The organism is Alistipes sp. i18-0019-D1, assembly GCF_042852885.1.
GTDB lineage: Bacteria > Bacteroidota > Bacteroidia > Bacteroidales > Rikenellaceae > Alistipes.
This window is the reverse complement of sequence record NZ_AP031424.1, coordinates 3,328,421-3,351,545: the sequence shown is the minus strand read 5'-3', so window position 1 is coordinate 3,351,545 and position 23,125 is coordinate 3,328,421. Positions and strand designations below refer to the sequence as shown.

At 62.6% G+C, this 23,125-nt stretch carries 20 protein-coding genes; 6 read left to right on the top strand and 14 right to left on the bottom strand.

Annotated features, from left to right (window positions below):
• Positions 1–5 precede the first annotated feature (5 nt).
• Positions 6–689: an HAD family hydrolase gene (locus ACGHP5_RS13990; protein WP_390567310.1), complete on the top strand. Its 684-nt coding sequence runs from the start codon at positions 6–8 to the stop codon at positions 687–689.
• A gap of 207 nt (positions 690–896) precedes the next feature.
• Here the strand turns inward: ACGHP5_RS13990 and ACGHP5_RS13985 are convergent, their stop codons facing one another.
• Both ACGHP5_RS13985 and ACGHP5_RS13980 read right to left on the bottom strand, forming a co-directional pair.
• Positions 897–3,743 (bottom strand): PD-(D/E)XK nuclease family protein, encoded by a 2,847-nt coding sequence (locus ACGHP5_RS13985; protein ID WP_390567308.1) that lies wholly within the window; start codon positions 3,741–3,743, stop codon positions 897–899.
• A gap of 167 nt (positions 3,744–3,910) precedes the next feature.
• Complete coding sequence (locus tag ACGHP5_RS13980; protein ID WP_290533401.1) at positions 3,911–4,612, bottom strand: head GIN domain-containing protein; 702 nt, start codon at positions 4,610–4,612, stop codon at positions 3,911–3,913.
• Between the two features lie 95 nt (positions 4,613–4,707).
• On the opposite strand from ACGHP5_RS13980, the gene ACGHP5_RS13975 reads away from it, so the two are divergent.
• From ACGHP5_RS13975 to ACGHP5_RS13960, 4 genes are all read left to right on the top strand, one after another.
• Positions 4,708–7,854 (top strand): UvrD-helicase domain-containing protein, encoded by a 3,147-nt coding sequence (locus ACGHP5_RS13975; protein WP_390567306.1) that lies wholly within the window; start codon positions 4,708–4,710, stop codon positions 7,852–7,854.
• Positions 7,851–9,548: an ABC transporter ATP-binding protein gene (locus ACGHP5_RS13970; protein ID WP_337755948.1), complete on the top strand. Its 1,698-nt coding sequence runs from the start codon at positions 7,851–7,853 to the stop codon at positions 9,546–9,548. Before ACGHP5_RS13975 ends, ACGHP5_RS13970 begins: the two co-directional genes overlap by 4 nt.
• Before the next feature lie 203 nt (positions 9,549–9,751).
• Entirely contained in the window at positions 9,752–10,621 is an 870-nt protein-coding gene (locus ACGHP5_RS13965; RefSeq protein ID WP_290533404.1) for a hypothetical protein, read from the top strand.
• The gene (locus ACGHP5_RS13960) at positions 10,618–11,070 is read left to right on the top strand and encodes a S24/S26 family peptidase (RefSeq protein ID WP_290533405.1); all 453 of its coding nucleotides are present in this window, start codon (positions 10,618–10,620) and stop codon (positions 11,068–11,070) included. The genes ACGHP5_RS13965 and ACGHP5_RS13960 overlap by 4 nt, the downstream gene beginning before the upstream one ends.
• A 212-nt stretch (positions 11,071–11,282) precedes the next feature.
• On the opposite strand, the gene tsf is transcribed toward ACGHP5_RS13960, so the two are convergent.
• The 12 genes from tsf to ACGHP5_RS13900 form a co-directional block, all read right to left on the bottom strand.
• The gene (tsf, locus tag ACGHP5_RS13955) at positions 11,283–12,113 is read right to left on the bottom strand and encodes a translation elongation factor Ts (RefSeq protein ID WP_290533406.1); all 831 of its coding nucleotides are present in this window, start codon (positions 12,111–12,113) and stop codon (positions 11,283–11,285) included.
• Between the two features lie 36 nt (positions 12,114–12,149).
• The gene (rpsB, locus tag ACGHP5_RS13950) at positions 12,150–13,061 is read right to left on the bottom strand and encodes a 30S ribosomal protein S2 (protein WP_390567304.1); all 912 of its coding nucleotides are present in this window, start codon (positions 13,059–13,061) and stop codon (positions 12,150–12,152) included.
• Positions 13,062–13,247: 186 nt separating this feature from the next.
• Positions 13,248–13,634 carry a 30S ribosomal protein S9 gene (gene rpsI / locus ACGHP5_RS13945; RefSeq protein WP_022061029.1) on the bottom strand — a complete coding sequence of 129 codons (387 nt, stop codon included), beginning with the start codon at positions 13,632–13,634 and terminating at the stop codon, positions 13,248–13,250.
• Between the two features lie 5 nt (positions 13,635–13,639).
• Entirely contained in the window at positions 13,640–14,095 is a 456-nt protein-coding gene (gene rplM / locus ACGHP5_RS13940; RefSeq protein ID WP_290533408.1) for a 50S ribosomal protein L13, read from the bottom strand.
• A gap of 180 nt (positions 14,096–14,275) precedes the next feature.
• Positions 14,276–15,892, bottom strand: a complete 1,617-nt coding sequence (locus ACGHP5_RS13935) for an energy transducer TonB (RefSeq protein WP_337773307.1) — start codon at positions 15,890–15,892, stop codon at positions 14,276–14,278.
• Between the two features lie 102 nt (positions 15,893–15,994).
• Positions 15,995–17,200 (bottom strand): energy transducer TonB, encoded by a 1,206-nt coding sequence (locus tag ACGHP5_RS13930; RefSeq protein ID WP_390567301.1) that lies wholly within the window; start codon positions 17,198–17,200, stop codon positions 15,995–15,997.
• A 142-nt stretch (positions 17,201–17,342) separates the two neighbouring features.
• Positions 17,343–18,554 (bottom strand): sodium ion-translocating decarboxylase subunit beta, encoded by a 1,212-nt coding sequence (locus ACGHP5_RS13925; RefSeq protein ID WP_295904999.1) that lies wholly within the window; start codon positions 18,552–18,554, stop codon positions 17,343–17,345.
• 4 nt (positions 18,555–18,558) lie between these two features.
• Complete coding sequence (locus ACGHP5_RS13920; protein ID WP_290533412.1) at positions 18,559–19,020, bottom strand: biotin/lipoyl-containing protein; 462 nt, start codon at positions 19,018–19,020, stop codon at positions 18,559–18,561.
• 36 nt (positions 19,021–19,056) lie between these two features.
• Positions 19,057–19,377, bottom strand: coding sequence for an OadG family protein (locus tag ACGHP5_RS13915; RefSeq protein ID WP_337657899.1), 321 nt, complete (start codon positions 19,375–19,377; stop codon positions 19,057–19,059).
• 30 nt (positions 19,378–19,407) lie between these two features.
• Positions 19,408–20,973 (bottom strand): acyl-CoA carboxylase subunit beta, encoded by a 1,566-nt coding sequence (locus tag ACGHP5_RS13910; protein ID WP_290533414.1) that lies wholly within the window; start codon positions 20,971–20,973, stop codon positions 19,408–19,410.
• Positions 20,974–20,977: 4 nt separating this feature from the next.
• Positions 20,978–21,388, bottom strand: a complete 411-nt coding sequence (gene mce, locus ACGHP5_RS13905; RefSeq protein ID WP_022061034.1) for a methylmalonyl-CoA epimerase — start codon at positions 21,386–21,388, stop codon at positions 20,978–20,980.
• 211 nt (positions 21,389–21,599) lie between these two features.
• Positions 21,600–22,589 carry a glycosyltransferase family 1 protein gene (locus ACGHP5_RS13900; RefSeq protein WP_290533415.1) on the bottom strand — a complete coding sequence of 330 codons (990 nt, stop codon included), beginning with the start codon at positions 22,587–22,589 and terminating at the stop codon, positions 21,600–21,602.
• Positions 22,590–22,660: 71 nt separating this feature from the next.
• Here ACGHP5_RS13900 and ACGHP5_RS13895 point away from each other — a divergent pair, with 71 nt between their 5' ends.
• On the top strand, positions 22,661–23,125 hold the full coding sequence (locus tag ACGHP5_RS13895; RefSeq protein WP_290533416.1) for a hypothetical protein: 465 nt from the start codon (positions 22,661–22,663) through the stop codon (positions 23,123–23,125).

Genomic DNA, 23,125 nt, shown 5'->3' with positions numbered 1-23,125 from the left:
ACCTCATGGAAAATTCCCGAATACGCCTTCTCCTTTTAGACTTCGACGGCACGCTGGCCGACACCCGGCGGGCCAACACGCTCTCCTACGTCGCGGCGCTGGGCGAAGCCGGTCACGCGCTCACCGAGGAGGAGTACGCCGCCAACTACTTCGGGATGCGGTGCGACGAGTTTCTCACGCGCTTCGGGATCGCCGACCCCGCCGAGCGCGAGCGGCTGCGGCTTCGCAAGATCGCCCTCTACCCCACGTTTTTCGACACCGTGCGGCTTAACGAACCCCTGTGGGCATTCTGCCGGCAGTTCCGCGCCGACGGCGGCCGCGTGTGGATCGTCTCCACGGGCAGCCGGGCCAATATCGACAACGTGATGCGCCACCTGGGAATCGGCGGACCTGCGGCAGAGGGCGAGGTGTCCGGAAGGGACAGCCGCTCCGCCGGAACGTACCCCGCGGCCTCCGAACCAGACTGCCGCTCCGACGAAACGGACCCCGCAGCCCCGCTCGGCCGGGTCGACGGCATTCTCTCGGGCGCCGACGTGGAGCGTCCGAAACCCGCTCCGGACTGCTTTCTGGAGGCCATGCGCCGCGAGGGATGCACGCCGCGCGAGACGCTGATCTTCGAGGATTCGCCGATCGGCATCGAGGCGGCACGCCGCAGCGGAGCGTCGTATTTCGTGGTAAAACTCTTCTGAAAAGAGATAACCGCGCTCTTCGACCGCGGAAATTTATGTACTTTTTTCCGCAAAAAGTACCAAAAACTCCCCGACAGATACCTCCGCCTACTTTGGACTGTCTAACGCTGGCTCCGGGCGACTATTCGCGGGTTTGCAAGCAAACCGTCCCCTCCGCTCGCGCTTTTAGCCAGTCCATCGTTTAACGGCTTCGGCATCGAGTCGGGATCAGCTATTACGCTTGCATATGATGTTGAAATCGCAGAACTTGCAGGTGTCGGCGTCCTCGCACTGGCGGAAGGGAACCGCCGGATCGTAGAGTTCCGCCAGCGTTTCGCGCACCAGCTCCTCGAACCGTTCGGCATAAAGCGTGTAACGGCCGCCGCGGACGCCCGTTTCCCTGTCGTCGAGCGTCGGCAGGTAGTCGGGACGGTTCATCGCCCGCACGTAGTAGAGCGCGGGTTCGGCGTCGACGCCCCGTGTGCGGTAGAGCATCATGGCGTAGAGCAGGGTCTGGAGGATGTTCGAAAGCCGCTGTTTGCCCTCGCCGCGGAAGAGGCTCTCCACCCCGGCGAACTCCAGGTGCGGCGCCCCGGTCTTGTAGTCCACCACGCGCAGCGTTCCGTCGTCCAGCGCGTCGATGCGGTCGGCAATGCCTGCGAACTTCACCGCCGTCTCCCCGCCCTGCGTGCGGAACGGGAACGCATAGGCCACCTCCTGCTCCAGCCCCGTGACCGTGAAAGCGTCGTGCGCCGCATCGTAGGGCATCACCCCGCCGCGCAGGTAACGCGTGACAATGTCTTTGACCAGCAGCAGGTTGCCCGTATAGTCGTCGGTCGTGGCCGCGGGGTCCTGCAAATAATTCTCATTGATCGCCGCCTCGACCGCCGCGGCGATCCCGCCCGTGCGGATCATCGCCCGCAGGGTCTCGCCGGGGTGCGCCTCGCCCACGACCCGGGCATAGAGTTTCTGCACCGCGGCGTGAAGGATCGTGCCGAACATCGGGGCGTCGACCTCCTCGGCGATCTCGTCGTCGGCCTGGAGCCGCGCCACGGAGTGAAAGTAGAACCGCAGGGGGCAGGCCACATAGCGGAAGAAAGCCGTCGGCGAAAGCGTGGCCTTCGATTCGGGGTCGGTGAAGCGTCCGAGACGCTGCATGATCCCCTCGTCCTTCCGGACCTCGATCGGATCGGTCTCGGCGAGGTTGACATCCACGCCCACCTCGACCTTCCGGACGGGAAATCCGCTCTCGTAGTCGAGCTGGTAGATGTAGCGGCTCGGCTCGCCGGTCGATTTGTCGTCGGCGTGCGAGCAGTAGAGCATCCACACCCGCCGGGCGCGCTGCACGAGGCGGTAGAAATAGTAGGCGTAGACCCCCTCGTGGTGCTCGGGTGTGGGCAGTCCGTAGGCCGCCCGCAGGTTGTAGGGCACGAACGACGCCTGCGCCATGTGGTTGCCCGGGAAGTTGTCGTCGTTCATCGAGAGCAGGACGACGTTTTCGAAATCGAGGTTGCGGGTTTCGAGGATGCCCATGACCTGCACCCCTTCGAGCGGCTCGCCTTCGTAAGGGATGCGCACAGTCTGCAAATGGCGGCGCAGCAACGAGGTGTAAACCTCCGTCGTCAACTCGATGTCGCACTCGTCCAGCGAATTGCGGAGTTTGGAAATCTCCTCCGAAATCACGGCCAGAAACTCCACGCGCTGACGCCGGTCATCACCCTCGTAGGGCGTCCGGGCCACGGCGGCGACGACCCGCAGCAGCCAGTCGGACAGCTCGCGCCACCCGGCGGCGGGCGAAAAGATCATCCGCAGCAGGTCATTGCATCCCAGCCATGCGGCGTCGACCGAAATGCGCCGTTCGCGCACGATCTCGTCCTGCATGGCGCGGGTCTCGCGGGCGTCGCTGTCCGCGATGTAGGGATGCGCGAGGATGCCCACGGCGTCGGCATGGTAGAAGGTACACCCCGCGCCCTTCGTACGGCGGTGGGCCTGTAACTCCACGAGGCGTTCGACGAAGGTATAGGCCAGGCTGGCCCGCAGCGGATAGCCCATCGTGACGTTGACCTTCCCGATCTCGGGCGGCAGGGCGTAAAGCAGCGGCAGAAGCAGGTTCTCGTCGGTCAGCACCACGGCAGTGCGCTTGTCCAGCGGTCCCCGGACGGCCAGTTCCCGCAGGATGGCGGCGGCGTGCTTGCACTGCACGGCGTTCGACACGGCGGCCACAGCGGTCAGCTCCTTCGGACGCTCCATATTGTCGTGCGACACGTCCCCGCGCGGCGGGAACTGCACGACGTTCTCGCGCACGAACATCCCGGCCTCCTGCTCGGGGCTGTCTTTATAATAGGAGTCGTAATCCCAGTAGAAATCGGTCTCGGCGGCCGTCGAGAGGAAGCGGAAAAGCTGCTTCTCACACTCCGACAGGGCGTTGAACCCCGCCACGACATACCGCCGCGCCTCGGGGAACGCGTAGGCCCCCTCGCGTATGCGGTCGACGGCGGCCCGCTGAACCATGCCGTTGTAGGCGATGCCCAGCTCGGAGAGCCGTTCGCGGAAGCGGCCGTAAACCGGACCCAGGGTCTTCCAAATCGCCAGGAAGCGGCGCTTCTCCTCCGAGAGGTCGGCTTCGTCGGCGAGCGTCGACCAGAAACGCAGGATTTGCAGCTGCGCGGGAGTGAGGTACGAAATGTCGGCCTCGATCTCCTTGATCTCCGAGATGTTGCGGAACAGCATCGCGGCGTCGATCCGGTATTTGTCGATGGTGTCGAAGTCGGTCAGGAGCATGTCGCCCCAGAAATAGAACTTGTCGAACGGCTCGGCGTGATACTCCGAATAGATTTTATAGAGTTCGGTGATCAGCCGCACGCGGTCCCCGGTGCGGAGTCCCGAAATCTCGGTCGTCAGGTCGTCGACCGTCACCCACCGGGGCTGCCACATCGGACGCCCGGCGATGCCCGTCAGGGCGTCGACGAAGAACAGCCGCGCACGGCGCGACGGAAAGAGCATCGCCCTTTCGGAAAGTCCCTCGCCGTAACGTTCGTAAAGGTCCCGGGCAACTTCGCAGAGAAAGGTTTTCACGATAAAAATGCATTATTAGATCCGCACCGGATACCCGCTGATGCAGGCCGTATCCGCCTCCGGAGGCGTTCACAATTCTGACCCTCCCCCAAATCCCCTCCCCGGAGGGGACTTTACGCCGCAGGCGGCAAAATCAGCGTATCCGGCCAAACGGACCTTTCGGCAGACTATTCCACCCGCGTTATGTCGCCGCCCATGAACTTCGCGCCGCTGCGCACGACCGGCGGAGCGCCCTTGTAGGTGATCTTGCCTCCGGTCGAGGTCTTGCCCTGGAAACGGTCGGTCACCCACAGCGCGGCAGCGCCCGAACTGGTGACATTGACCTCGGCAGCCATCACCTCCAGCCCCGCGGCTTCGAGTTTTCCGGTCGAGACGAACAGCGAGAGATAGCGCACCGCGCCCGTCAGCGTCGCCGTGCTCTTGCCCGTCAGCTCCATCTTGAGGTCCTTCACGTCCAGTTTGGCCGTCACCTGCGCCATGCCGCCCACGGTCATGTCCAGAAGCGTCGCCGCGAGCGTTCCCTCGAACGACGCCACGGCATCGGCGATGGCGATGCGCTCCAGCGAATTGTAATAGACCGTCACCGAAGTCCGCTCGGGACGGCGGGCGTCGGAGCGTTCCGTGATGCGCAGCACCTTGTCCCTCACCTCGGCGCGGAATTTGGTCGTATAGGAACCTTTGGTGTCGTAGACGATCTTGGGGGCCTCGGTGTCGGGAACCTGCACGAACCTGACATCGAGCGGCGCCGACACTTCGACGGCGGTAAACGACGTGAGCCATTCGCGGCGTTCCCCGGCTTCGGCGGGCTGCTGCGCCCGGCAGAGCACTGCGGCGGCCAGCATCACGGCCGTCAGAATCATTTTCTTCATAACAAGGTCTTGTTTTACCTCCGCTAAATTACAAAATTATTGCGAAGTTCGGGATTTGTTTTGTATTTTTACCCGTTAAAACGAAATTTCGGACAGTGAGAGCGAAGATTCTGAATGCGAGCGCCGGGTCGGGAAAGACCTACCAGCTGGCCTACAAATACGTCCGCGACGTGATCGGCCAGCCCGGTCTCTACCGCCATATCCTTGCCGTGACCTTCACGAACAAGGCCACCGAGGAGATGAAATCGCGCATTCTGAAGGAGATTCACTGCCTGGCCTCCGGCGCCGCAAGCCCCTATCTGGCAAACCTCTGCCGCGAGCTGTCGCTCGACGAGCGTTCGGTGCGCAAACGCGCCGCCGAGGTGCGTTCGAAAATCCTGCACGACTACTCGCGTTTCACGGTGCTGACGATCGACACCTTCTTCCAGCGTATCCTGCGGGCCTTCATCAAGGAGCTGGGCATCGACCTCAATTACAACGTCGAGATCGAGACGGCGTCGGTGCTGTCGAAGGGCGCCGACATGCTCATCGAGCAGATCACCGTCGACCGCGACCTGCAACGCTGGCTCACGGAGTTCGTGCAGGAACGCATCGACGAGGGCCGCAAATGGGACGTCCGCGACGGCATCCTTTCGCTGGGCGGCGAACTGTTCAAGGAGAAGAACAAGGACGCGCTGTCGGTGCCGCGCCCGCGCGAGGAGCTGGGCCGGATCGTATCGCGCGCCACGGCGCAGGCCGAGGCGACGAAAAAGCTGTTGCAGGAAACCGCCGCAAAGGCCGTCGGAATTATCTCCCGGGCCGGGCTTACGGCCGCCGACTTCTCGGGCAAGAGCCGCAGTTTCGCCAACTGGTTCTTCTCGGTGGCCGCGGGCGAGCTGAAACCCTACGGCGCGACGGTGGCCAAAATGGCCGCCGCGACCGAGGGCTGGGGCGCCAAGGGGTCACCCGCGCAGGCGCTAGCCCCCGAGCTGCAGCCCCTGCTGCGCGAGATGTGCGACATCTACGACGCCAACCGCAAGAGCTGGAACACCTGCGACCTGCTGCGCGAAAACTACCGCAGTTTCGCCCTGCTGTCGGACCTCTACAAACGGGTGCAGCAGCTGTGCGACGAGCAGAACACGATGCTCCTCTCGGAAACCAAATACGTCCTCTCGGAGTTCATCGGCCACAACGACGCGCCGTTCATCTACGAGAAAGTGGGCAACCGTTTCGAACGCTTCATGATCGACGAATTCCAGGACACCTCCCTGAAGGAGTGGGAAAACTTCCTGCCCCTGCTGCAAAACGCCATGGCGCAGTCCGCGGAGACCTCGGTGCTGATCGTGGGCGACATCAAGCAGTCGATCTACCGCTGGCGGGGCGGCGACTGGAAGATCCTCCACGGCAAAGCCCAGCAGGCGCTGGGCGCGGGCGACACCGAAGTCGAGGTGCTGCGCGAGAACTGGCGGAGCCTCCCCGCGGTGGTGGCCTTCAACAACCGCATCATCGAACGGATCGTCGCCGCGGACAACCGCGCGCTGAATGAAACCCTCGCAAAGGCCTCCGAGGTGGGTTCCGTCGATCCGGCGGAGGCCGCCGCGCTGCGCGACACCCTCGCCGACGCCTACCGCGGACACGCCCAGCTCCCGCGCCGCAAGGCCGAACACCCGGGCTACGTCTCGGTCGAGACCTTCGCCGAGCGGCCGCCCGTCGTGGAGCGCATCTGCGCGCTGATCGACAAGGGGTTCCGGCCGTGCGACATCATGATCCTCGTGCGCGGGGCCACCGACGGCGCGAAGGTCGCCGCCGAACTGCTCGACTTCAAACGCCGCAACGAGGAGCCGCGCTACCGTTTCGACGTGATGACCCAGGAGGCCCTGATCGTGGGCAACGCCCCCGTCAGCTCGTTCATCGCCGCAGCCCTGCGGCTGGCGCTCAACCCCGACGACTCGCTCTCGCGGGCCGTCTACAACCACTACCTCGGCCATCCGTTCGACCGGCCGCTCGACGCCCCGGAATGCGACTTCTTCCGCTCGGTGCGGCTTCTGTCGCCCGAGGAGGCGTTCGAACGGATCGTCATGCGCCACGCCCTTCAGGGCGACCGCCGGCAGACGGCCTACCTGCAGGCCATCCACGAGCAGATCATCTCGTTCTGCGCGACGAAGATCGCCGACATCGCGCTGTTCCTCCGCTGGTGGGAGGAGACGGGCAAGAACCGCTCGCTGTCGGTCGACGAGAGCGCCACGACGGTCGAGATCACCACCATCCACAAGGCCAAGGGACTTGAAAAGCGGGCCGTGCTCATCCCCTACTGCTCGTGGCCGTTGGACCCCAAGTCGAGCGGCACGGTGCAGAACATCGTCTGGGCCGAGGCCCGCGGCGGCGGAGCCGAGGAGATCGGCCGCTTCCCGGTGAGGTACAAGAAGACGATGGCCGAATCGGGCTTCTCGCCGGAGTACTACCGCGAACTGGTCTACGCCCACGTCGACAACGTGAACCTGCTGTACGTGGCCCTCACGCGCGCCGCCGAGTCGCTGCACGTCTTCATCCCGCAGAAGGGCGGCCGCACGGTCGGGGGACTGCTGCTCCAGAGCATCGCAACCGACGGCGACAAGGCCCTGCTGGGCGACTTCGAAGGACGCCGCACCGCCGACGAGACGGGCGAACACTTCGCCTTCGGGGAGTTCGCGGGTCCCGTCGCGGGCGGTTCGAAGCGCTCCGAGGCCGAGCACGTCATCCTGGAGGAGTATCCCACGGCGCAGGCCGACCTGCGGCTGCGGCTCCCCTCGCAGCGCTATTTCGAGGACGGCGGCGAGGTCGAACTCTCGCCCCGGAACCTCGGCATCCTGATGCACAAGGCCTTCGAGCAGGCCGACGACGAGGCCGAGATCCACGAGGCTGTGCGCGGCATGCAGGCCGACGGCACGCTGTCCGAAGCCGAGGCCGCGACCCTGCGGCAGATGATCGCCCGGGCCTTGGAACACCCCGAGGTGCGCGAATGGTTCGGCGGAGGCTGGGAGCGCGTGCGCAACGAGAACGAAATCATCATCCCCGGCAGAGGGTCGACACGGCGTCCCGACCGCGTGATGATCGACGGGCGGCGGGCCGTCGTCGTCGACTACAAATTCGGCCTGCGCGACGCCGAACGCTACCGCCGGCAGATGCGCGAATACCTCCGCCTGCTGGGCGAAATGGGTTATGCCCCGGCCGAGGGCTATCTGTGGTACGTGAAACTGGGAACGATTGAAAAAGTAGAGCCATGAGAAGCATCCTCCGAAGCCTTCCCGCCGCATTCCGCCGCCGGGGCCTCCGCATCGCCGCGACCCTCGTGCTGCGCGCCGTGCTGAACCTGGCGGGACTGGCGGCCCTGCTGCCGGTGCTGACGCTGGTGCTCGATCCCGCGGGATTCGAGGGCGGCGGGCCGCTGGCCAGGGTCTACGCCTGGTCGGGCGTCGCCTCGCCGCGCACGTTCGCACTCGCGGTCTGCGGGGCCGTCTTGGCGTTCATCGCCCTCAAATGCGGCGTCAACTTCCTGCTCGCACGCGCCGAACGCCGCTACATCTACGACCTCTACCGCACCCTCTCGCGCCGCCTCTACATCGCCTACCACGACCGGGGGCTGGCCTTCATCAACAATTCGAACTCCTCGGTGCTGGCGCGCAACGTCAACGTCGTCTGCCTGGCATTCGCCGCCGGGGTCCTGCGCCCCGCCGCCGCGATGATCGCCGAAGCGATGCTCTTCGTCCTGCTGTTCGCTTCGCTGGCCCTCTACACGCCCCTCGCGGCGCTGCTCTCCGTCGCGATCTTCCTCCCCGCGGTGTGGCTCTACTACGCGCTGGTCCGCAACCGCATCAACCGTTACGGCGAACTGGAGAACCGCGCCCAGCGCGAGAAGTCGCGCCTCGTGGCCGAGACCTTCCGGGGATACGCCGACATCGAATTGAGCGGCGCCTTCCCGGGGATGCTCCGCGCCTTCGACCGCACGATGGACGAAGTGGTGCGCACCCGCTCGCGCGAGGCCGACATCGGCCAGCTGCCCCAGCTGTTCACCGAGATCGGGCTTGCCGCGGGCATGGCCCTGCTGGCGGCCGTGAGTTTCGGCGGCGGGCAGTCGCAGCTGCTGTTCGGCGTCTTCGCCGTGGCGGCCCTGCGGCTGATGCCCTCCGTGCGCGGCATCATGTCGGGCTGGGCCACGATCCGCTACAACCGCTACACCATTCCCATCCTGCGCGAAGCGGCCCTCCACGAGCCGGACTCCGCGCACCCCGGGGTTCCGACGCGCGAAACGCTGCCCTTCGAGCGCGAAATCTCGGTCCGCAGCCTCTCGTTCCGCTTCACCGAAGAGAGCCGGGACCTTTTCCGCGGCCTCACGTTCACCATCCGCAGGGGCGAACGCATCGGCATCCGCGGAGCGTCGGGCGCAGGCAAGACCACCCTTTTCAACCTCCTGCTGGGCCTTTACGAACCCACATCGGGAGAAATCGCCGTCGACGGCACACCCCTCACCGCCGCAAACCGCCGGGCATGGCAGAACCGCATCGGCTATGTCTCGCAACACCTGTTCCTCACCGACGGAACGCTTGCGGCCAACGTCGCGCCGGGTGTCCCGGCCGCCGAAATCGACCGCCGGCGGGTCGCCGAAGCCCTCGAAGCGGCCCAGCTGGGTGAATTCGTCGCCTCGCTGCCCCGGGGGATCGACACCCCCGTCGGCGAATGCGGCAGCCGCCTCTCAGGCGGACAGCGGCAGCGCATCGGCATCGCACGCGCCCTCTACCGACGTGCCGACGTGCTTTTCTTCGACGAGGCGACCTCGGCGCTCGACAGCCGCACCGAAGGGGAGATCAACCGTTCGATCGCCTCGATCGCCGCGCGAAACCCGGGTCTTACGCTGCTGGTGATCGCCCACCGCGAAACCTCGCTCGAATACTGTGACCGAATCATAACACTGGAAGGATAAGATGAAGAATCGGAGGCCATCGCATATTCCCATCTGCCAACCGCTGCCGAGCGCTGTTTCCGATGCCTGCGGCATCATTTACAAATCTGCCCTCACCCCGACCCTCACTCGGAGAGGGAGATGGCGTACTATTCACCCGGTCCGTACGATAGAGTATATCTTTGCACCCCCTGTGCGAAAAAATGAACGCTAACGAACGCCTTATGAATTACACGATTGCCAATATCCGCGTCTCCCTGCCCGACGCCTGCACGGGAGAGCATTTCACCCGGGCCTTGCACCCGTTCCAAACGACGGAGCACGGCCCTGCGGACCTCGCGCTGGAGATCGTCCCCCGGATTCCGAACGAAACCGGCTACCGCGAACTCAACAGTTTCGAGTTCACCGACGCCGATGCCGACTGCCGTTTCGGCGCCGACGCGGCGGGCTATCTGCTCGAAATGACGCCCCGCGACGGCAGCGCCCCGGCCCGCTACCGCATGGCCTACGGCGCCACAGAAGCACGGAGCGACATCACCCCCGGGCACAACCCCGCGCTGTTCCGGTTCGGGGTCTGGATCCTTTTCAACATCGCGGCGCTGCCCCGCGGGGCCGTGGCCTTCCACTCCTCGGTGATCCGCTACCGCGGCCGGGGAGTGCTGTTCCTCGGCGAATCGGGAACGGGCAAAAGCACCCACACGCGGCTGTGGCGCGAGCATATCCCGGGCGCGGAACTGCTCAACGACGACAGCCCGATCATCCGGGCCACGGACAGCGAGGCCTTCGTCCACGGTTCGCCGTGGAGCGGCAAGACGCCCTGCTACCGCAACGAACGTTGCCCGATAGCCGCCGTCGTACGGCTCTCGCAGGCCCCGCACAACCGCATCCGCCGCCTGCGGCCGATCGAATCCATCGGGGCCTTGCTCCCCTCCGCACCCCCGGCCTTCGCCCGCGACGAGCGGCTTTCGGACGACACCTGCAACCTGCTCTCGCGGGTGATCGCCCAGGTTCCCGTCTACCACCTGGAGTGCCTGCCCGACGCGGCGGCGGCTCAGCTCGCCTGCGACACGGTTTTCAACGGTAAGGCGCTATGATCCTGCTCCCCAACCAGCTCTTTTTCGCCGAGGTCGAGGCGATGCTCGCCGAAGGCCGCGAGGTTCAGATCCGCATGAAGGGCCACAGCATGCGGCCCCTGCTGCGCAGCGAACGCGACCGGGTCGTGCTGGCGCCCTGCACCGACCCCGCGCGCCTGCAACCGGGCGACGTGGTGCTGTTCCGCTGCTGCGGCCGCCACATCCTCCACCGCATCGTCCGCCGCGACGGCGAGCGCCTCACGCTCGCGGGCGACGGAAACTACCGCATCACGGAACAGTGCACGACGCGCGACGTCATCGGCGTTGTCATACGGGTTATCCGCGCCTCGGGCCGCACCGTCGGCTGCGACTCCCCCGGCTGGCGGCTCCGGTCGCGCCTCTGGCTCGCGATCCCGCCCTGGCTGCGGCGGCAGGTGCTGCGCGTGCTCTGGCATTCGGGCTGGAAATGAAAAAAGCAGGGCTTTGAAAGCCCTGCTTTTCCGTCGTGACGTTTTCGGAGTCCCGGGAAACTCCGGATGGATGTGCCGAACTCCTTGTGTTTCTGATTTTAAGCGACCATGTTTCGTGCATCGCGAAAAAAATCCCCGGACGGGCAGTACCGGAGTACGTCCCATTCGGGGATTTCGAGGGATGTGCGGAAATACCCGCTTAAAATCGAAAACTATTCGCCCAGCGCGAACCGCTTGTATGCGACAACCGTAGCGTCCTTGTCCGCCTTGTGGATGTAGTCGGCGATCGATTCCTTCTCGCCTACCACCGGCTGTGCCAGCAGCGTGTTCTCCTCGAAGAACTTGCGCATCTTGCCTTCGGCGATCTTCTCCAGAATGGCTTCGGGCTTGTTGGCGTTCTTGGGATCCTGCTTCATGGCCTCCACGGCGATCTTGCGCTCGTGCTCCACGACCTCTGCGGGGCAGTCTGCCTCCGAGATCGAAACGGGAGCCATAGCCGTAGCCTGCATCGTGACGGTGTGGGCGACCTCGGCGGGAATCTCCTTGTTGAAGCCCAGGATCGTACCCAGCTTCTTGTTGAAGTGCACGTAAGCGGCGCAGTAGGGAGCCTCGATGCGGCCGTAGTAAGCCAGCTCGATCTTCTCGCCCGTCTGACCCGATTTCTCGGTCACCATCTCCTCGACGGTGCGGCCTTCGTCGTTCTTCGAAGCCATCAGCGCATCGCGGTCGGCAGCGTCGTTCTTCACGGCGACCTCCAGCATGGCCTCGGCCGAAGCCGCATACTCGGAGTTCTGGGCCACGAAGTCGGTCTCGCACGCCAGGCAGAGGATGTAAGCCTTCTGGCCTACGATCTTCGTAACGACGACACCCTCGGTAGCGGTGCGGTCGGCGCGCTTGGCGACGATGAGCTTGCCCTTCTCGCGGATAATGTCCTGAGCGCGTGCAAAATCACCTTCGGCTTCGATAAGGGCCTTCTTGCAGTCCATCATACCGGCACCGGTCATTTTGCGGAGCTTCATTACATCAGCAGCTTTGATTTCCATAATCTTGTCCTTTCTCTATAAGGTTCGTAAATACAATTATTCTGCCTTTTCCTCGGCGGCCTCGGCAACGGCTTCGGCTGCTTCTGCGGGAGCGGCAGCAGGCTCCTCGTAGGGAGTCTCGACAGCGGCTACAACCTCTGCCACGGCAGCCTCCTCGGCATCGATCGCAGCCTTCACGGCCTTCTTGATGCGGGGCTTGCCCTCTTTCTTAACGGTTGCACCTTCGGCGTCAGCCTCCTGTGCCTCCTTCTCCTTTTCGAGCTTGCGCTCCTCGGTGCCCTCGGCGATAGCGGCGCACATGGCTTCGAGAACCACGGCGATCGACTTGGTGGCATCGTCATTTGCAGGGATAACGTAATCAATGTCGGTCGGATCACAACAAGTGTCTACCATTGCAAATACGGGGATGCTGAGGCGCTTGGCCTCCTTCACGGCGTTGGACTCCTTCTGCACGTCCACGACGAACAGAGCCGCCGGAAGACGCGTCAGGTCGGCGATCGAGCCGAGGTTCTTCTCCAGTTTCGCACGCTGGCGGGAGATCTGGAGTTTTTCGCGCTTGGAGAAATTATCGAACGTGCCGTCGGTCGCCATCTTGTCGATGGTGGACATTTTCTTGACGGCTTTACGTATGGTGGGGAAGTTTGTCAGCATACCGCCTGCCCAACGCTCGGTGACGTAAGGCATACCGACGGCTGCCACCTTTTCGGCAACAATGTCCTTGGCCTGTTTCTTGGTCGCTACGAACAGCACGCGGCGACCGCTCTTGGCGATCTGCTTGATGGCCGCAGCAGCCTCATCGATCTTCAGGACGGTTTTGTGCAGGTCGATGATGTGGATGCCGTTCTTCTCCATGAAGATGTAAGGAGCCATTTTGGGGTTCCATTTGCGCTTCAGGTGACCGAAGTGCGCACCGGCTTCCAGTAATGTATTAAAATCTGTACGTGACATTTTAATTCGATTCGTTGATTAATTTTAATTCTCTTTTCTTCAACCCTCCGGGTAGCGGCCTGGCCGGTCCCGGGGAGTTTTCCGCGGCGCGGCAACCGGGCGGTAATACGCGAATATATAATATAATAGGTAGTCCGCTGGGTTTGGAACCGACGCCGTGCGTTGCCGAAATTCCGGTCGTGCGTATTAACGCTTGCTGAACTGGAACTTGCGGCGTGCACCGGGCTGACCGGGCTTCTTACGCTCAACCTCGCGGGAATCGCGCGTGAGGAATCCGGCCTTCTTCAGTACCGGACGCATCTCTGCGTCGATTTCGCACAGTGCGCGTGCGATGCCCAGACGAGCGGCCGAAGCCTGTCCCGTGATACCACCGCCATCGAGGTTGATGACGATGTCGTAATTCTCCGCCGTGTTGGTAGCCAGCAGGGGCTGCTTCACCTGATACTGGAGAATTTCGAGCGGGAAGTAAACTTCAAGCGCTTTGCGGTTGATTGTAATCTGACCCTTGCCCGGCTTCACGTATACGCGAGCCACAGCGGCCTTACGACGACCTACGGTGTTTACAACTTCCATAACTCTTACTTAATCTCGTTTAATTTAATAGTCTTCGGGTTCTGTGCGGCGTGGGGATGCTCTGCGCCGGCATAGACCTTCAGGTTCATGAGCAGCTTGTCGCCCAGGCGGGTCTTGGGCAGCATGCCTTTGACGGCCTTCTCGATGAGGAAGGTCGGTTTCTTCGCCAGATAGTCGGCAGGCGTAGCGAAGCGCTGGCCGCCGGGGTATCCGGTGTGACGCGTGTAGACCTTGTCGGTCATTTTGTTGCCCGTGAGCTTCACCTTCTCCGCGTTGATGACGATGACGTAGTCACCGCAGTCGACGTGGGGTGTGTAGCTGGGCTTGTTCTTGCCTCGGAGGATCTTCGCGATCTGCGATGCAAGACGTCCCAATACCTCGTTCGTAGCGTCGATCACCACCCATTCCTTGGTGACGGTCGCAGCGTTCGCCGAGATAGTCTTGTAGCTTAATGAATCCACTGTTTTTACGTTTAATTTAACTTATTGTAATCCGTTCCCCGCACATTGCGGGTGCGCAAAGGTACGAAAAAGTTTCTGATCTGCAAAAACAAATGAAAATCAAAATCGAAAACCGCGTAAAAAAACCGCAACGGCCCCGTATTCAGGACAATTGCGGTATTCTGAAGCCGGAGCGCGGCGCTATCGGACGCCCTTGGCGGCCGGAGGCAGCGGATAGGCCCGCCGGTAATCGACCGGGAGCACGAACCTCACGGCAACGGGCCGGCCGTTTTTCCGGCCGGGGGTCCACCGGGGCGACTGCCGGACCACGCGGACAACCTCCCGGGAGAGTGTCGAATCGGGTGACTGAAGCACCTCGGCCGACGACACCGAACCGTCGGTCTCCACGACAAAAGCGACCGCGACCAGCCCATGAAGGCTTTGTCCGAGCGTTTCGGGCGGAAATTCGGCCGTCTGCTCCACCCAGCGGCGGAAATCCAGCAGGCCGCCGCCGCAGAACTCCGGGTCGGCATCGAGCATCGCGGTCGAATCCCGCTTCCCGGGCGCTTCCGCCTCGCGGAAATCGAGCAGCTGCGTAACGCGAAAACGGACCTTCTCGCCGGCCAGCTCGGCCGGGGACCACAGCGGGATATCGTCGATGGCCCGCCGCACCAGTTTGGCGAACGCCCCGTATTTCCCGGGAGCACCCACGTCCATGTCGGTCACCGTGCCGTCGCGCTCGACGACGAAGCGCACCATGACCACCGCCGGGGGCGCCGGAACCGACGGTCCCAACAGGCTGTCCACCCGTCCGAACGCCCAATCGCGGAAGGCGTCGAAACTCCGGCCGCGGAACAGCGGCAGTTTGTCGGCCACCGTGTAAGCCGTACAGTCTTCGGTACGAAGCCCCTCCGAAGTGCGTTGCAGCAGCAGGTCGAAACGCATCCGGAGATAGACGTCATACGGCTTTTCGGCGGGCGTCCAGTCGGGAGCCGAGGCGATTGCCCGGCGAATCCGGTCGGCGAAATCCGGGTCGCTGAAACGCGGAGTGTCGATCTTCCGGACCCGTCCTTTCTTATTGATGCAGAACTCCGTTTCGACCCACCCGTTGTCCCCGGGGAAGAAGACGTCGTCCTCCAGTTCGAGGTGACGGAGCACCCAGCGTTTGAACTCGGTCAGACCGCCGCCCCGGAACTCCGGCATCACCTCCTCCCGAGCCGCCTGCCCCGTCGTGTCGGCCCGGACCGTGAAATCGACCGGGATGGAGTGCCAGACCCGCACGGGCTTACCCTCCAGCATCCCCGGCGTCCAGGCGGGCGAGCGGCGCACCACGCGGATGACGGCTTCGGACAAGAGGGAGTCGGGCGACGCCAGCGTCCGGACCCCGCCCACCGTGCCGTCGCGTTCGACAACGAAGCTGACCACCACACGGCCCTGGATACCGCGTCCGAGCGCCTCGTCGGGATAGACCAGCCGCTCCTGCACCCAGCGGCGGAATTCTTCGATGCCCCCGTCCCCGAAGACGGGCATCGGATCGGCAGTCAGGTAAGACGCATCCGAAAGGGAATCGGGCAGCGAACCGGCCGCAGAATCTGAAACCGGGGCGACCCGTGAATCCGCAGCCGCGACGGCCGATGAGCCGGCAACCGGAATTGCCGGGGCCTGCGCAGCCGGAATGGCCGCGATTCCCGTAGCCGGAGAACCGGCCGCAAGGTTCTTCTCCGCCCCGTCCCGGAAGGACGAAGCGCGCCCGGGCAGGAGAGCGCAAAGCATCCCTGCGACCAGCACGAAACGAATCGGATAGGAACTGTTCATCATTCACAATGTAAATTCGACCATTTATAAACAGGTGTCCGGAACCGGATCGGAACCGCCCCGGAATCGCACCGAAAGCACCGCGGGAGCAGGCCGGGAACGGCATCAATACGAGCGGGAGGAACCTCGGCTCCGGCCGGGGGCGCCGGTCGAGAACCGCAGTCCCGGCCGAATCTTGAAATCGACCGGCAGCGTGAACTCCACCCGGACGACCTCACCGTCCTGACTGCCCGGCGTCCACCGGGGCGCACGTTCAAGCGCGTGCATGACCTCTTCCGAAAATTGCGGATGCGGCGATTTGAGTATCTCCGCCATCGTAATCCGCCCCTCCTTGTCGACGACGAATGCCGCCACCACACGCCCCTGTACGCCCAGCTTCAGCATGTCCAACGGATATTTCACTTCAGCCATCACCCAACTCCGGAATTTATCCAGGCCCCCGCCGAAGAACTTCGGCATGATCTCAACGACCTGGTAAGCGTCCCTATCGTTATATTCCGCCCCGGCAGCCCCGGGACCGAAAGCGACCGGAATCGAGGCACCGAAACGAACCCGCTCCCCGGCAATCGTCGCCGGAGTCCACGCCGGAGCCGCCGTAAGCACCCCTCGCACCGCCTTTTCCAAAGCATCCTCGTCCCGGTATTTCGGTTCGGGGGCAGGAGTCATCCGCCCGTCCTTTTCGACGACAAACCGCAGGATCAGTTTCCGCGGCTCCGTGAGCGCACCCGGCCCCATCAGGCTATCGACCTGGCGCTGCACCCACCCCCGAAACTCGTCCGGGCCGCCTCCGCAAAACGAGGGCCGTCTATCAGCCGTCGTATAGGTGTCGCAATCCTCGGCGCAAAGCCCCAGCTCCTCCTGGCCCGCAGGAGGAGCAACCAGCCGGAAGACGAACCGCATCTCCAGCTCCGTTTTCACGGGTTTCCCCTTCTTCCGTCCGGGCGACCACATCGGCGACAAGGCGATCTCCCTGCTGAGCCGGTCGACGAAATGCCGCTCCTCACACTCCGTGACCTTCAGGCCCGTCAGTCGGCCGTTCCTGTCGATCGTGAACGCCACCCCGACCTTCGCCTCATCCCCGACATCGTAGCGATCCGCCGGAAACCGCAGGCTGCGGATCACCCAGAGTTTGAAGCATTCCGGACGACCGCCCTGAAAAGAGGGACCCATCTCCTCGGGCCAAAGGCTGACTGCAACATCGGCACTCCTGTCGGGGGTCTCTTGCTTGCTACCGTTTTTCACCGGTTCCTCCGCAAGCGCGGCGGCGTGCAGCAACATAAGGCACACGACCCATGCTGTCAAACGTTTCATGGCATTCGGGGTATTGAAGATTCGGTTTCGTAAATATAACGAAAAATGCGGGATTTACAACGGCACTGGCGCAAAAAAGAGGGTCCGGCAACCGGACCCTCTTTTATCAGGCATCGGGCACTGCGGCCCGGAACGCGATTCCCTATCCGAGGAACGAAAGCAGAATACCCGCAGCAACCGCCGAACCGACCACGCCGGCCACGTTGGGACCCATGGCGTGCATCAGCAGGAAGTTCGAAGGATCGGCCTTCTGGCCCTCGGTCTGCGACACGCGGGCGGCCATCGGGACGGCCGAAACGCCTGCCGAACCGATCAGCGGGTTGATCTTGTTGTCGCCCTTCGAGAAGACGTTCATCACCTTGGCAAGCAGCACGCCGCCGGCGGTTCCCATCGCAAAGGCGATCACGCCCAGCACGAGGATGAACAGCGTCCGCGGATTGAGGAACGCCTCGGCCGTAGCCGTAGCGCCCACCGTAAGGCCCAGGAAGATGACGACAATGTTCATCAGTTCGTTCTGCACCGTCTTCGACAGACGGTCCACCACGCCGCACTCCTTCATCAGGTTGCCCAGCATGAGGCAGCCTACGAGCGGAGCGGCCGACGGCAGCAGCAGCGCGATGATCACGGTGATGATCAGCGGGAAGAGAATCTTCTCGGTCTTCGACACCGGACGCAGCTGGCGCATCTTGATCTTACGCTCCTTCTCCGAGGTCAGCATACGCATGATAGGCGGCTGAATCACCGGCACGAGGGCCATGTAGGAGTAGGCGGCCACGGCGATCGGGCCGAGCAGTTCGGGCGCCAGGATCGCGGTGAGGTAGATCGACGTAGGACCGTCCGCACCGCCGATAATGCCGATCGAGCCGGCCTCGGCGGGTGAGAACCCGAGCGCATAGGCGCCGATGAACGTCAGGAAAATACCGATCTGCGCCGCGGCTCCCAGCAGGAAGCTCTTGGGATTGGCGATCAGCGGACCGAAGTCGGTCATGGCCCCCACGCCCACGAAGATAAGGCAGGGATAGATGCCGAGCTTCACGCCCAGATAGAGGTAATCGAGAAGTCCCGCCTGGGCGACGAAAATATCCCAGTGGACGTGTCCCCCGGCAAAAAGCTCCGTATGGAACAGGTTGGCTCCGGGAAGATTCGTCAGCAGCATGCCGAACGCGATGGTCAGCAGCAGCAGCGGTTCGAACTTATGCTTGATGGCCAGGTACAGCAGGAAGAAGGCCACACAGATCATGATCAGGCTGCCCCACCCCATGTTGGCGAAGAGGCCGGCTACGCCGGTCGACTCGACAAAGGTTTTCAGACTCTCCAGCACGAAATTGGAGCTGGAAGTCAATGCACTCCACATAAGCCTATCCGATTACGATTAAAACGTCGCCTTCCATGACCGTAGCGCCCTGCTGCACGAGGACCTGCTTCACCACACCGGCGCGGTCGGCGTCGATGTTGTTCTCCATCTTCATGGCTTCGAGCACGACGAGCGTCTGTCCGGCCGCGATGGTATCGCCCACGGCCACCTTCACGCTCAGCACGGTGCCCGGCAGCGGACATTTCACGCTGTAACCCGACGTCGAGGGCGCGGGAGCGATGCGCGGCGAAGGAGTGGCCGTCGAGGGGGTTATCATGGCGCTGTTGGCCGACTTGGGAGCCGGGGCGACCTGGGGTTTGGAGACCGACGAGGCTTTCGCGCCCTCGATCTCGACTTCGTAATCCACGCCGTTGACCACGACGTGCGCTACGGTCGAGGCCTCGTTCACGTCGTCGATCTGGACGTTGTAGTTATGTCCGTTGATTTTCAAAGAGTAATCTTTCATTTTCTTTTTTGGGTTGTCTTGTTCCGACGCAGGGTCCTATCTCCGGTCGGGAAGCTGGGTTAAACCGTGAATTTTCGAATTCCAGGGCGAGTAGGCCCGCTTGATGTTGAGAATGGTCAGCACCTCGGACTCGCGGTCGTGCAGGGCACCCCTGTAGATCTTGAGCGCCGTGGCGATGGCTGCGATCTCCTCCTCGCTGATCATCGGCTGGGCGTCGACCTTCTTGCCGCTCGCCGGGCGGACCCGGAAGCAGGCCCCGAAGGCCTTCATAATGAAGATCAGCGCCACCAGCAGGATAAACACCAGGCTGAACCCGATCAGCGACACCCAGAGTATCTCGGACCATCCCCAGTTCATAACTGTCAGTATTGTCATCTTTTCAGTCTGTTAGAGAGGAATGTTCGAATGTTTCTTCGCGGGGTTCTGCAAACGCTTCGTAGCCAGCGACTGCAAGGCGCGGATCACGCGGAAACGCGTGTTGCGCGGCTCGATCACGTCGTCGATATAGCCGTAGCGGGCGGCGTTGTAGGGATTGGAGAACTTGTCGTTGTACTCCTGCTCCTTCTCGGCGATGAACTTCGCCTTCTCCTCGGGTTTGTCGGCCAGCTCCTTCAGCTCCTTGCCGTAGAGCACCTCGACGGCGCCGCTGGCGCCCATCACGGCGATCTCGGCCGTCGGCCATGCGTAGTTGATGTCGCCGCGGATGTGCTTCGACGACATGACGATGTAGGCGCCTCCGTAAGCCTTGCGCAACGTCACGGTGATCTTCGGCACGGTGGCCTCGCAGTAGGCGAACAGCAGTTTGGCACCGTGGGTGATCACGCCGCCGTACTCCTGGGTCGTACCCGGCAGGAAGCCCGGAACGTCCACCAGCGTCACGATCGGAATGTTGAACGCGTCGCAGAAACGCACGAAGCGTGCGGCCTTCCGGCTGGCGTTGATGTCCAGCACGCCGGCCATGAACTTGGGCTGGTTGGCGATGATGCCCACCGACTGTCCGTTGAAACGGGCGAAGCAGGTGATGATGTTCTTGGCATAGCCTGCGGCCGATTCGAGAAACTCGCCGTTGTCGACGATGGCCCTGATGACCTCGGTCATGTCGTAGGGTTTGTTGGCGCTGTCGGGGATGATGTCGTTGAGCGAATCCTCCAGACGGGTGATCTTATCGGTGCAGACGGCCAGCGGGGCGTCCTCCATGTTGTTCTGCGGCATGTAGGAGATCAGTTTCTTGATCAGCTCGATACCCTCCTCCTCGGTGTCGACGGCGAACTGCGCCACGCCCGACTTGGTGGTATGCATCAGGGCGCCGCCCAGCTGCTCCTGCGTCACATCCTCGCCCGTGACGGTCTTCACGACCTTCGGGCCGGTGAGGAACATGTTCGAGGTCTCCTTCTTCATGATGATGAAGTCGGTCAGCGCGGGCGAGTAGACCGCACCGCCTGCGCAGGGGCCGAAGATGGCCGAAATCTGCGGAATGACGCCCGACGACATCACGTTGCGCTGGAAAATGTTGGCGTAACCGGCCAGGGCGTTGACGCCCTCCTGGATACGGGCGCCGCCCGAGTCGTTCATGCCGATGCAGGGCGCACCGTTGCGCATGGCCATGTCCATCACCTTGCAGATCTTGTCGGACATCGACAGCGACAGCGAACCGGCCGTCACGGTGAAATCCTGTGCGAAAACGTAGACCAGACGTCCGTCGATCGTGCCGTAACCCGTCACTACGCCGTCGCCGAAGGTGTGCTTGCGGTCCATGCCGAAATCGTAGCAGCGGTGGGTCACAAACATATCGAACTCCTCGAACGAACCTTCGTCGAGGAGCATCTGAATACGTTCGCGGGCCGTGTACTTGCCCTTCTCGTGCTGTTTGTCGATCGCCTTCTGGCCGCCGCCGAGACGCGCGGTTTCGCGGTTCTCGATCAGTTTGTTGATCTTTTCCTGTATCTGGCTCATAATCCTATTTGTTTTTGTTTTCGCAAAGCTCCGTCAGGATGCCCTGGGTCGATTTCGGGTGCAGGAATGCGATGGTCATGCCCTCGGCGCCCTTGCGGGGAGTCTTGTCGATCAGACGGATGCCCTTGGCCTCCGCGTCGGCGAGCTGCTCCTCGATGTTCTCGCAGGCCAGCGCCATGTGGTGAATGCCGACGCCGCGGTTCTCGATGTACTTTGCGATCGTCGAATCCTCCGAAGTAGGCTCCAGCAATTCGATCTTGGTCTGCCCCAGCATGAAGAACGCCGTGCGGACCTTCTGGTCGGCGACCTCCTCGATGGCATAGCACTTCAGGCCCAATACGTTCTCCCAATAGGGAATCGCCTCGTCGAGACTCTTCACGGCAACGCCAAGATGCTCGATATGAGAAACTTTCATAGCAAAATTTAAATTTAAGTTAGTGGATATTCGTATGTTGTTTCGTTCGTTGTTATTTTGCGAACACAAAGATAGACGAATCTTTCAGAACCGCCAAAATTCGGGGAACTTTTTTTGGCAATAACTTCGGGTTCGAAATTCGCAGGAAATGTCCGGAAAGGCGATTCGCCCCGGCGGAGCCTCCGGCGACTTGCGGTTCGAAAGCCGGGAGTTACAGCGACGTGTAAATCTGCACAAGCCGTTCCGCCACGGCGTATTCGGAGAAAAGCTCCGCACGGCGGCGTTCGCGCTCCTGCATCGTGCGGCGCCACGGTTCGTCCTCCAACGCATTTTCGAGCGCCGCGCGGACCTCGCCCTGCGCCTCCGGACGCACGTAGGCGGCGGCATTCCCGGCCGCTTCGCGGTTGACCTGCGTGTCGCTCAAGACCATCGGCAGCCCCGCACGCAGGGCCTCGACCACGGGGACGATCGACGCCTCGGCATCGGCGTCGGGCAGGTAGGCGAAGACCCGTGCCAGACGGAACAGGGCCGGAAGGTCCGCAGGGGTCAGTTCGTAAATGAAATCCACCCGCGCGGCGACGTGCCGGGCACGGGCATAGTCCAGCAGATAATCGGACCAGGCCGTGCGGCGGCCGCAGACGACTACCCCGGCCGGGAACGCGGCGTCGACCAGGGCGGTGAGAACCGCCTGGTGGTTGTGGCGCGGCTCGACGGTTCCGAGCATCAATATAAAACGCTCTGGAAGAACATACTTGCGACGCACGTATTCAAGTTCCGCTTGAGATGGATCTGCACGCGGAACCGGAACCGCCAGCGGCATCACGACCTCGATCTTCGAAGGGTCGATGCGCAGGCGTTCCGACAGCTCTTCGCGGGCCGGAGCGCTGACCGTGATGACCCGGCTGGCCCGCCGCAACGCACGGCGGTAGAGCTTCAGGGCGAAAAGCCGTTCGGCGAACGTATAGAGATGCGGGTAGCGCAGGAAATTGAGATTCGGAACCGTCATCACCGAAGGCACGCGCCGCAAATGCACGGACAGCGGCAGCGACGACTTAAAGCCATGGTAAAGGTCAACATGTCTATAATCTTTTCCGTCAACGACATACTCATGCTCCGGAGCGTAATGCGCCAGTACGTTGGCAAGGTGCTGGGAATAGGTCCCGCGGGGTGTGGCGGGAGCTGTGTCGAGTCCTATTTTCATAACTTGGTCTTAAAAAATTGGTCTATATGGCAAATAATTGTTATCTTTATCGAATAAAACAAGGCTCTCTTATGAAGAAAGTGCTGCTTATATGGCTGTTGGCCGCGGGTTTCGCATCCGCGGGAGCCACGGCCCAAAACATCGCCCTCGGCGAACGCGCCCCCGAACTCAAGATTCAGGCGTGGCTCGACGACCGCCAGCCCGCACCGGCCCCGATGACCTACATCGAGTTCTTCCATTCGACGAACCCCGCGTGCAAGACCTCGCTCGAACGCCTGAAAGAGCTCACGGGCAAATTAGGGACCAAACTCCGCGTGATCGTCGTAACGAAGGAAGACGCGGCGAAGATCGCCCCGCAGTTGCGCCCCTACCTCTCGGAACGTATTTCCGCCGGCCTCAACGCCGAAAAGGGTTTCACGGCGTTCGGTGTCAGCTACCTGCCGTTCGGCGTGCTGACCGACGCCAAAAACCGCGTTCTATGGATGGGCAATTCCCTGCAAATCAACGAAAAACTGATCGAACAATCAACACGCTGA

Excerpts from the sequence above, each read along its gene's own strand:
- tsf (WP_290533406.1), bottom strand. The coding sequence starts at position 12,113 with ATGGAAATCAAAGCTGCTGATGTAATGAAGCTCCGCAAAATGACCGGT.
- ACGHP5_RS13970 (WP_337755948.1), top strand. The coding sequence starts at position 7,851 with ATGAGAAGCATCCTCCGAAGCCTTCCCGCCGCATTCCGCCGCCGGGGC.
- ACGHP5_RS13920 (WP_290533412.1), bottom strand. The coding sequence starts at position 19,020 with ATGAAAGATTACTCTTTGAAAATCAACGGACATAACTACAACGTCCAG.
- ACGHP5_RS13915 (WP_337657899.1), bottom strand. The coding sequence starts at position 19,377 with ATGAACTGGGGATGGTCCGAGATACTCTGGGTGTCGCTGATCGGGTTC.
- rpsI (WP_022061029.1), bottom strand. The coding sequence starts at position 13,634 with ATGGAAGTTGTAAACACCGTAGGTCGTCGTAAGGCCGCTGTGGCTCGC.
- mce (WP_022061034.1), bottom strand. The coding sequence starts at position 21,388 with ATGAAAGTTTCTCATATCGAGCATCTTGGCGTTGCCGTGAAGAGTCTC.
- rpsB (WP_390567304.1), bottom strand. The coding sequence starts at position 13,061 with ATGTCACGTACAGATTTTAATACATTACTGGAAGCCGGTGCGCACTTC.
- ACGHP5_RS13930 (WP_390567301.1), bottom strand. The coding sequence starts at position 17,200 with ATGAAACGTTTGACAGCATGGGTCGTGTGCCTTATGTTGCTGCACGCC.
- ACGHP5_RS13925 (WP_295904999.1), bottom strand. The coding sequence starts at position 18,554 with ATGTGGAGTGCATTGACTTCCAGCTCCAATTTCGTGCTGGAGAGTCTG.
- ACGHP5_RS13980 (WP_290533401.1), bottom strand. The coding sequence starts at position 4,612 with ATGAAGAAAATGATTCTGACGGCCGTGATGCTGGCCGCCGCAGTGCTC.
- ACGHP5_RS13910 (WP_290533414.1), bottom strand. The coding sequence starts at position 20,973 with ATGAGCCAGATACAGGAAAAGATCAACAAACTGATCGAGAACCGCGAA.
- ACGHP5_RS13900 (WP_290533415.1), bottom strand. The coding sequence starts at position 22,589 with ATGAAAATAGGACTCGACACAGCTCCCGCCACACCCCGCGGGACCTAT.
- ACGHP5_RS13895 (WP_290533416.1), top strand. The coding sequence starts at position 22,661 with ATGAAGAAAGTGCTGCTTATATGGCTGTTGGCCGCGGGTTTCGCATCC.
- ACGHP5_RS13960 (WP_290533405.1), top strand. The coding sequence starts at position 10,618 with ATGATCCTGCTCCCCAACCAGCTCTTTTTCGCCGAGGTCGAGGCGATG.
- ACGHP5_RS13990 (WP_390567310.1), top strand. The coding sequence starts at position 6 with ATGGAAAATTCCCGAATACGCCTTCTCCTTTTAGACTTCGACGGCACG.
- ACGHP5_RS13935 (WP_337773307.1), bottom strand. The coding sequence starts at position 15,892 with ATGATGAACAGTTCCTATCCGATTCGTTTCGTGCTGGTCGCAGGGATG.
- ACGHP5_RS13965 (WP_290533404.1), top strand. The coding sequence starts at position 9,752 with ATGAATTACACGATTGCCAATATCCGCGTCTCCCTGCCCGACGCCTGC.